The sequence below is a fragment of the Microcystis sp. M179S2 genome (genome assembly GCF_020245805.1).
GTDB lineage: Bacteria > Cyanobacteriota > Cyanobacteriia > Cyanobacteriales > Microcystaceae > Microcystis > Microcystis aeruginosa.
Window position 1 is genome coordinate 1 of sequence record NZ_JADBUE010000294.1, and the last position, 7,457, is coordinate 7,457.

Below are 7,457 nucleotides of genomic sequence, written 5' to 3' on the forward strand. Positions count from 1 at the left end.
CTTTCAGGAGTGCCATTATACCAGATATTTTCTCTCTGCTCGATTTATTTAATAAGCTCTGCTGATGAATGAAAAAAAAAAATAAACGGAGCTTATGACTATTCGCCTCTACAATCTAAGCATTATCCCTAACCAGGGCTAAATTTTCTGACATCCAAGCCTGATTAATGGTTTTGCTGTCTCTAGAGACATTTTTCTCCACTATTCGCCTACTTATCAACTTTATCTAACTCGAACTAAGTTTCGGGTCGATATTCCCTATCGACTCTGTACCATCTTTTTCACACGAGGTATATCATGGCTATCATCTACGGCAGGGGGCAGGAGGCCGTTTTTGTAACGGGGATTTATGCCCCGCTCCAAAAACTTTTCGCCTTAAGGCGAGGTTTTAAACCCAAATTTTCGATAAAAACGATTGCATGGTATGATAGAGGTTTTGGAACTATTGTTTTAGGTCAAGATCATGGCAAAACGAATGCAGGTTATCCTCAATCAAAAAGTCAGCAAATTAGGTGAAAATGGCGATGTGGTGGAAGTGGCACCCGGTTATGCGCGCAATTACCTTATCCCCCAAGGTGTGGCCGTTTTAGCCACCAAGGGCGCGATTAAACAGGCAGAATTTAGGAAAGAAAAAGAGCGTCAACGTCTCCTCGCTGAAAAACAAGAAGCGGAAACCAGAAAAACTGCGATCGAAAAACTCAGTCCCTACAGCATCCCTAAACAGGTGGGTGAAAACGAGGCCATTTTCGGTACTGTCACCAGTCAAGATGTGGCTACGGTTATTCTAGAAAATGCTAAATTAGAAATCGATCGCCGTGGTATTACCGTCCCCGATATCGGTCAATTGGGAGTCTATAAAGTACAAGTCAAACTCCATCCCGAAGTTAGTGCCGATATCGAAATTAAAGTAATCGCACAATAACAATTATCGGGGCATAGTTATCAGTAATCAGTGAAAATTTATCAGAGCGATTAACTAGCTGATGGCTGATAGCTAATAGCCATTCACATCTCAAAAACTATGACTCATCCCACGGATATAAAAACCCTAGCACGCTGGATGGCGGCGGATTTTAGTAATCAAGAACAAGCTTTTGCTAATCCGCCTTTTTTTGCCCATATTCGCGTGTGTATGCGCCCTTTGCCCGATGAATTAATGAAGGGAACCAGCTTATTTTTAGAGCAGGCCTACGATTTTATGCTCAATACTCCCTATCGTTTGCGAGTATTTAAATTATCGGTAGTCGATGATCATATTGAACTAGAAAACTTTAAAGTTAAAGAGGAAGCTAACTTTTTTGGTGCTTCTAGAGAACCCCAGCGTCTCAAAAATCTCACCTTAGACTTATTAGAACCGATGCTGGGTTGTGATATGAATGTCACTTGGACAGGTAACAGTTTTAAAGGGGTGGTGAAACCGGGTAAACAATGTTTAGTCTTTCGCAAAGATAGAATGACTTATTTAGATAATAGTTTTGAAATTAGTGAACGGGGATTAATTAGCGTTGATCGCGGTTTAGATCCCGAAACCGATCAATTAGTCTGGGGTTCGATCGCCGGTCCCTTTGAGTTTGTGCGTCGCACCAGTTTTGCTGAGGAAGTGTGAGAAAAATTATCGGTTTTTAGCTATGAAAATCGCCACATGGAATGTCAACTCGATTCGCAGCCGACAAGAGCAGGTAATTAATTGGTTACAACTCAATCCCGTTGAGGTTTTATGCTTGCAAGAAACCAAGGTGATCGATCGAGATTTTCCCAGAGAAGCTTTTGAATCTTTGGGTTATCATCTCTATATTTCTGGACAAAAAGCCTATAATGGTGTGGCGATTCTTAGCCAAAAACCCCTGGACGATATCACTGTGGGATTTAGTCCAATTATCGGCGAAAATTTAACAGGAGAACTAGACGAACAGAAACGGGTAATTACTGGAGTAATCGGCGATATTCGGATTATTAATCTCTACGTTCCTAATGGTTCTTCCCTAGATAGTGACAAGTATATTTATAAGCTTAAATGGTTAGAAACCCTTAGGAAATATCTAGATAAAATTATTAATTCTCAACCTGAAGAATTATGTATCTGTGGTGATTTTAATATTGCCTTAGAAGATAAAGATATTTATGATCCCAAAGGCAAAGAAAATCATATTATGTCTTCAGCTAAAGAAAGAGAAGCTTTAGAAAAGGTGTTAGAAATTGGGTTACAAGATGCCTTTAGAAAATTCACCTCGGCAGCGGGACATTATAGTTGGTGGGATTATCGCAGCGGTGGTTTTGCTCGTAACCGAGGTTGGCGAATCGATCATCTTTATTTAACTCCTCAGCTATACGAAAAAGCCGTTAATTGTCTGATCGATCGAGAACCCAGAAAACAAGAAAAACCTAGCGATCATACCCCTGTTATTCTGGAAATATCAAGCCAAAAATAGCTAAAGGATCAACCTAGACTTTGCACAGCCAGAATTTTGCTCTCTTAGCTTCCCTAACCGGGGACTTTCACCTTGAGGATTTATTCGGTAACGAGAAAATGCTATGATTCGGGTTGAATTTACCAAGTTTATTAAATTATGCGTTCTCCCCAATTAATTGTTCTATTGCTCGGTTTATCCCTTCTCCCCAGCATCTCCCCCGCTTTTGTCCATGCTAATCCCTCGATAGTGCCAGTGAAACAATCGAGTAATCGCGATTGGGGACAAAAAATCAGCGAAGCGGAAATTAAAGCAATGATTGAAGACATTCAAACCGCTATTAAAGATAAAAATATCGCCCTAATCCTCAAACACTATGCCCCGTTTATTTCCTCGCAATTGACCATTAAAACCGATGCTAGTACCGAAATTTTTGAGTTAGATGGCATCACGGAACATAAAATATTTTTAGAGGAATCCTACAAAAATATTAAAAGTATAGAGGTTCTTTCTGAGAATTGGGACGTGGATATTCTTGCTAATGACGAGATGGCGATGATCACTCGCAAGCGGGTAATCAATATTACCAACACCGAGGGTGATAACTATATAGTGGCATCGGAAGCGGTGGCTAAAGTCGCCCCCATCGACGGCAAATTGAGGATATTTTCCATTCAAGAAACCGCCGAAGTGGGACGCAGACCAAAAAAATAATCAACCTCTCCGGTTGGGACTAGACCAACCCGACTCCCGCCGTCTTCTTCCCTCGATAAAACCGTCATCATAGTCTCTAGAATTGCGCGGATTATCATAGCGGGCAAAGTTAAAACCGTCCTCTAGTCCGCGCTGAAATTCTTGCTCTGGTGGCACAAATCGATAACGTTGTCTATTATCCTGTACCGCCCGGTTGATTAACAAGGCCCCCGCTCCAATACCCACGGCCTCACCAAAGGTTAAAGACTTAGCATAATTGATGTTAATTGTCAAGAAAGTTGTTGTTAAAATTAAGGCTTTTCCCCAATGCTGACCCATAAAATCCTCCTTCAAAAAATCAAGTTGACAACGAAACCAGTACAGATACAGAGTTTCTCATAAAATCGACCACCGACTCCCCAAAACGAAAACCTTGTACCTCACCATGACGATAAATGCTATGAGCTAGATTTAGAAGAATGGGAGTGAAAGCGAATCCCCAAGAAGACATCGTAGAGGAAACTCCAGAAATTCTTACCTTGCAGTAAACCTAAAGACTGTTCACAATCTTTCGCATCTAAAAGCGGTTTAGTGGCATAGTATGCCGGTTGGTATTTGTACCAGGGAATCGACGGCCAAAGATGATGCACGAGATGATAATTCTGTCCTAAAATCAGCAGATTTAAGAGGGTACTGGGGTAAACTCGGGCATTTTTCCAACGATTACGCTCTTGGAAAGGACGATGGGGAAGATAATCGAAAAATAAACCGAGGGCAATTCCCACCACTAAAGCGGGAACAAACCAAAAATTCATCACATAGCTGATAAAACCGTATTGACAGGCGACGATGACTATGGTAGCAACAAAAAGACGACTGAGGAACCATTCCAGCAGTTCGTATTTCCGCCAGAGTTGCCGCTTAAAAAAGAAAATCTCGTGATAAAAAAATCTGGCCGCAATCATCCACAAAGGGCCACCAGTGGAGACAAAATGATCTGGATCATTTTCGGGATCGTTAACGTGAGCGTGGTGCTGTAAATGGACTCTAGTGAAGACCGGAAAGGCAAAACCGAGCATTAAAGCACTGCCATGACCTAAAATAGCATTAAATAGCCGATTACTATGGGCAGAATTATGAGAGGCATCGTGGATAACTGTCCCCGATAAATGTAAAGCGAGGACATTAGCACTAAAACAAATCCAGTCGGGCCAAGACCATAGCCAATAGCCACAGGTAGATAGGGTTATTAGGCTCAAGGCACTAAAAAACATGGTAACGTTTGGGTTGAAGCCCCCCGGTGCTTTTAAATACTCTTTGGGGACTGTCAGCAACATCTCGGCCGACTGCATTATGGGTGTTGCTCCTTATTGTGTTCGCTTTACTGGCGTAAATTATCATACTACGGCTTTTTCATAAAGTTTTGTAACATTATCTTAATTAATCTAAAGTTATGAAGAAAGTAAGCATTTGTTATATGGTCTTCCCCGATCAGTCCCTAAGGAAAAGCGAGGCTACAAGAGAAAATCACGGGCGCTTAACTCCAGTTTCGGACTTAAACGATTAAAAAATTCGGCTAGAGACTCGGCTTGAGGGAGAGCGATCGCCTGTTTCCCCGCTATCACCGATTCTACCCTATCCCGATCGCCGAAAATATCGACAAGACACTCCCTATCGATATCGAATTCATGCAGTAACGATTCTAACGTAGCGGTAGGATTTGTTCGGGCGATCGGATAATGTTTCCGCTCGTATTCTTCCACTAATAACACCAGTAAATCGAATAATAGTCCTTCGTCATTGCTTAACTCCCGTGACATCATCCCTTCAATTATGCTTAAAAATCGCTCGTATTCTTGCGAGTTATTAATCGGTTTCGGTTGATACTGCAAGAGTAAATCACCATAGGTTAATGGATTAGAAGTAGGGATCATTTTTCCAGTTCTCCTTATTGTATTCAGCGTGACTTAGAATATATTTAACGAAAATGGTTTGACGAGAATAATTGATGTCAGCGATTAAACGGTATTTGTTTCCCTTGATATTAAAAACTGTAAAATTTCCCACCGCCTCCGCTTTCGGGTAGCGACCTTGAACCTCTACTAAATTTTTCCAGTTAGCCTTACTAGCGAAGTTATACCAATCGCTAAGAGCGTCTTCTGCGTCCGAGTGGCGTTGCCAAAACTCTCGTAATTTGACTTTACTGATCACGTGCATTGATCGCTAGTTTTATTGTTCTCTTTAACCTAGATAAACATTGATCACTCTAATAATTATAGTGTATGTCAATTTGACCGATCGCCCCCCGCACCCCAGAAAAGCCCACCCCTTCGCGCATCTCTGGGAGATCGCCCTCAATCCCCAATCCAGTAATCAAGAGGTAGATAAAGCATAATAAATATAAATAACAAAAACCTTGACAAAATCGGGGGGGGCTAAAATTAGGGGGAATTTAGCTATACAATGTCTTCTATGCCACTCAAAAGTTCCTTTTGCTATTCCGTCGCCCTCGCCACGGTAGCCACCGCCACCCTCGCACCAGTTGCGAGCGCCGCAACTTTTAACGGGACTCAAACAAATTTCAAGCCCAAACAAAGCCTAAACCCGCTTTATAAGCGGCGAACACCTCCCTATTCTCCTTGAGCCAATTAAAGAAACGGAAAGACATCGCTGTGCGAAAAGCTTCTAAAGCTTCCACAAAAGTATTCAAAGGTTGGTTTGCCCATCGCCTTCTTAATCCCCCAGTTAATTTGTGCCACAGGATAAAAGTATAGGCACAAAATACCAAGATAAAATGACGAAATAGATTCTTGTAATCCCTCACTTGGTATTCTTTCCATCCCAACCACCCTTTAACTTCCCGATAGAAAACCTCAACCCAATTTCTTTGAGAATAGGTGGTAACAACCCACTCAGCCGTTACTTTTGACTCCTCAACATTGGTCATCAAGTAGTCAATATCAGTGGCTTCGGTTACGGAACTGGCATTCATGACGATAGCAAAATTCCCGGTTCCCTCTAGCTGGGATACCTTGGCACTGAAAGTAGCTACCCACACGGTCTTGGCTTTATTTAAGTTGAGTTTAACTTCGGTGAAATCTTCGGAAGATAACGTTTCTGCTAATTTGTCTAGTCTAATTTCTGACTCAATCCCCGCCTCCTGAGTGATGATTACATTTCGATTTTTAGCTACTCCTCCTAGATACTTCAGTTTTCTGTCTTCTAATCCCTTGCTCAAGGAACTATTGTTACCATAGGCTCCATCAATGAGGACTATTCCCGGTCGATAACCTCTCTCTAAACTTTTGTCAATTAACTCTCAGGCGATGTCCGGCTTTTTCTTGAATTCTGGGTCTTCTTTTCCTTTTTCTAGAGAAGCGGCATGGCGATATATTTCTAAGTCTAAAGGGAGGCTTTTTTTTCCGTCGTATAGATGGGTGGTAACTGTTACTATTCCGTTCTCGGTTTTGCCAATTTCTCCTATGTACTGTCCCCCTACTCCCTCGGTAAAATTTCCACTTTTACGATGTCCCGAATCATCCACAATCAGGGTAAAGCGGCGGCTGATTCGGCTTTGAGAGCATTGGTTCATCACCTCAAGGCGACGTTCATTGATTTTCCGGGCATCCCAGGGAGCATCAGTAGCAAAATGGTGTAAACGATTGTAAACTACTTCTACTTGGTTATCAGCCATTTGAGTCAGGTTTTTTCGTTCACTTTCTCCTAATAATCCTCCTAAGTAATCTCTAAAGCCTGTTTTTTGGGCTTTTGTTTTGAGCAGATCATCGAAGCGTTGACACCATTTGTCAAAGCATGGGGGCATGGCGGACGGGGTGTTCTCTCTCATGGGTCAGTCTCGACGTGAAACGCTGATCTGCCAAGCATTATACCCTCAGTTATCTTTTGTTATCGTTTGAGTCCCGCTAGATGCGATTGCGATTTTCTCCCTGTAGCGCAAGGGATAAGAAACAGGCAAGATAAGTAGTCGTGCAAAATTAATTTCCTAGTCGAGACAGGAGACAGGAGACTCCGAGACGGGATACAGGAGACTCCGAGACGGGAGACTCCGAGACGGGAGACTCCGAGACGGGATACAGCTATTAGGGATCGGATTTGAGTTTTCAGTTCACTGTTTACTGATCACAGCAGAAGTCTGACGGAGTAGTGGCTTAGATGTGTAATTAATTGTGCTTAGATACTTACCGCTCTTCTGGGACTTTCGGAAATCCCTGACCGAATCCAGATTCTGAAACCCTTGGTTGACAAGTGATCGCTAACTTTTTTTCTAATAAAAACTCAAATTTCGGGTTTCTGTTAGTTAGCGATCGCTTGAAGGCTTACCCCATAAGAGAGCTA

Annotated in this window: 9 protein-coding genes and 2 pseudogenes; 6 read left to right on the forward strand and 5 right to left on the reverse strand. The window is 42.2% G+C overall.

Translation table 11 applies throughout. From position 1 onward, the window contains the following. The first annotated feature begins 297 nt into the window (after nucleotides 1-297). The 5 genes from IM500_RS17795 to IM500_RS17815 all read left to right on the forward strand — a co-directional run bounded on the left by IM500_RS17795 (nucleotide 298) and on the right by IM500_RS17815 (nucleotide 3,122). The gene (locus IM500_RS17795) at nucleotides 298-516 is read left to right on the forward strand and encodes a hypothetical protein (protein ID WP_190722753.1); all 219 of its coding nucleotides are present in this window, start codon (nucleotides 298-300) and stop codon (nucleotides 514-516) included. Then, complete coding sequence (gene rplI / locus IM500_RS17800) at nucleotides 464-922, forward strand: 50S ribosomal protein L9 (RefSeq protein WP_012264300.1); 459 nt, start codon at nucleotides 464-466, stop codon at nucleotides 920-922. The genes IM500_RS17795 and rplI overlap by 53 nt, the downstream gene beginning before the upstream one ends. A 99-nt stretch (nucleotides 923-1,021) precedes the next feature. Further along, nucleotides 1,022-1,606 (forward strand): chromophore lyase CpcT/CpeT, encoded by a 585-nt coding sequence (locus IM500_RS17805; protein ID WP_190722752.1) that lies wholly within the window; start codon nucleotides 1,022-1,024, stop codon nucleotides 1,604-1,606. Nucleotides 1,607-1,628: 22 nt separating this feature from the next. Continuing rightward, nucleotides 1,629-2,429 (forward strand): exodeoxyribonuclease III, encoded by an 801-nt coding sequence (gene xth, locus IM500_RS17810; protein ID WP_190722751.1) that lies wholly within the window; start codon nucleotides 1,629-1,631, stop codon nucleotides 2,427-2,429. Between the two features lie 138 nt (nucleotides 2,430-2,567). Beyond that, nucleotides 2,568-3,122 (forward strand): hypothetical protein, encoded by a 555-nt coding sequence (locus tag IM500_RS17815; protein WP_190722750.1) that lies wholly within the window; start codon nucleotides 2,568-2,570, stop codon nucleotides 3,120-3,122. On the opposite strand, the gene IM500_RS17820 is transcribed toward IM500_RS17815, so the two are convergent. From IM500_RS17820 to IM500_RS17835, 4 genes are all read right to left on the reverse strand, one after another. Continuing rightward, nucleotides 3,123-3,440 carry a hypothetical protein gene (locus IM500_RS17820; protein ID WP_190722749.1) on the reverse strand — a complete coding sequence of 106 codons (318 nt, stop codon included), beginning with the start codon at nucleotides 3,438-3,440 and terminating at the stop codon, nucleotides 3,123-3,125. It lies immediately after the preceding gene. A gap of 119 nt (nucleotides 3,441-3,559) precedes the next feature. Continuing rightward, nucleotides 3,560-4,453 (reverse strand): beta-carotene hydroxylase, encoded by an 894-nt coding sequence (crtR, locus tag IM500_RS17825; protein WP_190722748.1) that lies wholly within the window; start codon nucleotides 4,451-4,453, stop codon nucleotides 3,560-3,562. A 162-nt stretch (nucleotides 4,454-4,615) separates the two neighbouring features. Then, the gene (locus IM500_RS17830; protein ID WP_190722747.1) at nucleotides 4,616-5,035 is read right to left on the reverse strand and encodes a helix-turn-helix domain-containing protein; all 420 of its coding nucleotides are present in this window, start codon (nucleotides 5,033-5,035) and stop codon (nucleotides 4,616-4,618) included. Further along, nucleotides 5,019-5,318: a type II toxin-antitoxin system HigB family toxin gene (locus tag IM500_RS17835; protein ID WP_190722746.1), complete on the reverse strand. Its 300-nt coding sequence runs from the start codon at nucleotides 5,316-5,318 to the stop codon at nucleotides 5,019-5,021. The genes IM500_RS17830 and IM500_RS17835 overlap by 17 nt, the downstream gene beginning before the upstream one ends. A 255-nt stretch (nucleotides 5,319-5,573) precedes the next feature. Between IM500_RS17835 and IM500_RS17840 the strand changes: the two are divergent. Beyond that, nucleotides 5,574-5,681 (forward strand): annotated as a pseudogene (locus IM500_RS17840) (PEP-CTERM sorting domain-containing protein); the annotation flags it as partial. Nucleotide 5,682: 1 nt separating this feature from the next. Here the strand turns inward: IM500_RS17840 and IM500_RS17845 are convergent. Continuing rightward, nucleotides 5,683-6,948 (reverse strand): annotated as a pseudogene (locus IM500_RS17845) (IS701 family transposase). Between the last annotated feature and the right edge of the window lie 509 nt (nucleotides 6,949-7,457).

Coding starts and splice junctions, on each gene's coding strand:
- IM500_RS17795 (WP_190722753.1), top strand. CDS start 298: ATGGCTATCATCTACGGCAGGGGGCAGGAGGCCGTTTTTGTAACGGGG.
- rplI (WP_012264300.1), top strand. CDS start 464: ATGGCAAAACGAATGCAGGTTATCCTCAATCAAAAAGTCAGCAAATTA.
- IM500_RS17805 (WP_190722752.1), top strand. CDS start 1,022: ATGACTCATCCCACGGATATAAAAACCCTAGCACGCTGGATGGCGGCG.
- xth (WP_190722751.1), top strand. CDS start 1,629: ATGAAAATCGCCACATGGAATGTCAACTCGATTCGCAGCCGACAAGAG.
- IM500_RS17815 (WP_190722750.1), top strand. CDS start 2,568: ATGCGTTCTCCCCAATTAATTGTTCTATTGCTCGGTTTATCCCTTCTC.
- IM500_RS17820 (WP_190722749.1), bottom strand. CDS start 3,440: ATGGGTCAGCATTGGGGAAAAGCCTTAATTTTAACAACAACTTTCTTG.
- crtR (WP_190722748.1), bottom strand. CDS start 4,453: ATGCAGTCGGCCGAGATGTTGCTGACAGTCCCCAAAGAGTATTTAAAA.
- IM500_RS17830 (WP_190722747.1), bottom strand. CDS start 5,035: ATGATCCCTACTTCTAATCCATTAACCTATGGTGATTTACTCTTGCAG.
- IM500_RS17835 (WP_190722746.1), bottom strand. CDS start 5,318: ATGCACGTGATCAGTAAAGTCAAATTACGAGAGTTTTGGCAACGCCAC.